Below are 1,542 nucleotides of genomic sequence, written 5' to 3'. Positions count from 1 at the left end.
AACCAAGTAATTGGTATGGTGATGCAGTTAGAAGAAGGCGGCGGTAATGCCCAGCATGTGGCCGACCAACTTGTATTACTAATGCAAGATTTAGCTTATCACAAGCTCGAAGCCGAAAAGCTCGACGACCCCCAACAACCCCTGATTTAGGAGCAAATAGCATGACTATCAAAGACCAAGTTACGCCTAAAAAACAGCAAAACAGCCCTAAGTATGTGGGTAAGCAAGGCACTAGAACAATTTATCTAATGAGTATGGAACAGCTAAAAGCATTGGCAAATCAAGGAGACAGATCATGAGTTTACTAACTAGCCCGATTAAATTTGAGCACATCACGAGAGAGCACGGTTTTGTACAAGTGCAATGCCAATGTTGCCAAGTCATTGAGCGCGCTACGCGTTTAGATACACACCCAATGAGCTGGCTACACGCAGCAAACCATATTGGCTGGCGACATGTGGCAAGCGAAGCGTTTGATATAGATGTGGTATGCCCAGATTGCGTGAGCCTGTTTAACAACCCTAAGCAAAAGCCGTATAAGCCAGCGATGAGGAAAGCGGTATGACAACAGTATTGCTAACTGGAGTAGTAATAATAGTCGCCAGATTCTTTTATATAAGAACAACTTGGCGAAAACAGATTAACTTGGCTTTGGTTCAGACCATGCCATTTGCAAACGAAGAGACTCGCGAACTGTATCTGAAGCAATACTGTTCAAACCTAGCGTGTCTTCGCAGAACGTTCTTAATGCTTTGATAGAGCGAGGATCTTGATTATGTCTTTCCATTGCACTGATATGCATATCAATAAACCGAATAAATTCAGTCCTATGTTTTGCGCCATAGGGGTCGTATTTAAAGTAATTACGGATCACGTCAAGCAAAAAATCTTTGCCAATAACCTCTTTGTTTTCGGTATCCATGGTACTGCCTTGAAGTTGGAAGAGAATAAAAATTGTACGACATATCTCACACAAACAACAAGCGTATTTTTATCGTTGTTAAGGGGGAAATTATGAGCAGCCCATACACCAGCGACCAAATACAGCGGCTTTTACGACTTGTTGAGTTAATGGCAGGAAATGAAATTGAAGGGGTTGAACCTAACAAGCTCGCCACGGTATTACAAACCAGCAAGGCAGATGTAACGCGATTGCTGGCAAACCTTGAGCAAGCTGATTGGGCTGAACGCCTGCCAGCAAATAACAAGCGTTGGCGACTACACAAGAAGCCTGTGCAGCTCTGCAATACTGTTGATCACAATATGAAAACGGTATTACGCAACCTACAAATTGAACACAACAACTACAGCGTGTTGAGGTAGTTATGAACAAACGTTTTAAAAGACATCAAAAAAGATTGGAGGCATTAGCGCTAAGAACAAACAAGGCGCTAATCACGATTTATAAAGAGCGCAATGCGCGCGGCTATCAATTACTTGGGAGGTTGTATGGTGTGTAATTTCATAAAATCACGGATCATATCTAGTGTAGCCTCCATATATATTTCCCTTAATTGTGGAGGTCGTTATGCCTGAAAAAGA

4 protein-coding genes are annotated in these 1,542 nt (G+C 42.3%); 3 read left to right on the top strand and 1 reads right to left on the bottom strand.

The genetic code is table 11. The features are described 5' to 3' along the window. The first annotated feature begins 161 nt into the window (after positions 1-161). Entirely contained in the window at positions 162-299 is a 138-nt protein-coding gene (locus HC733_RS22190; RefSeq protein WP_190367149.1) for a hypothetical protein, read from the top strand. Next, positions 296-565, top strand: a complete 270-nt coding sequence (locus HC733_RS22185) for a hypothetical protein (protein WP_190367148.1) — start codon at positions 296-298, stop codon at positions 563-565. Before HC733_RS22190 ends, HC733_RS22185 begins: the two co-directional genes overlap by 4 nt. 75 nt (positions 566-640) lie before the next feature. On the opposite strand, the gene HC733_RS22180 is transcribed toward HC733_RS22185, so the two are convergent. Continuing rightward, on the bottom strand, positions 641-922 hold the full coding sequence (locus HC733_RS22180; RefSeq protein ID WP_190367147.1) for a hypothetical protein: 282 nt from the start codon (positions 920-922) through the stop codon (positions 641-643). Positions 923-1,014: 92 nt separating this feature from the next. Between HC733_RS22180 and HC733_RS22175 the strand changes: the two genes are divergently transcribed. Then, positions 1,015-1,323, top strand: a complete 309-nt coding sequence (locus HC733_RS22175; protein WP_190367146.1) for a hypothetical protein — start codon at positions 1,015-1,017, stop codon at positions 1,321-1,323. Positions 1,324-1,542: the final 219 nt, after the last annotated feature.

The organism is Pseudoalteromonas sp. S16_S37 (assembly GCF_014694405.1).
Taxonomy (GTDB): Bacteria; Pseudomonadota; Gammaproteobacteria; order Enterobacterales; family Alteromonadaceae; genus Pseudoalteromonas.
Note: the sequence above shows the minus strand (reverse complement) of the source record. Positions and strands in the feature narration are given on the sequence as shown.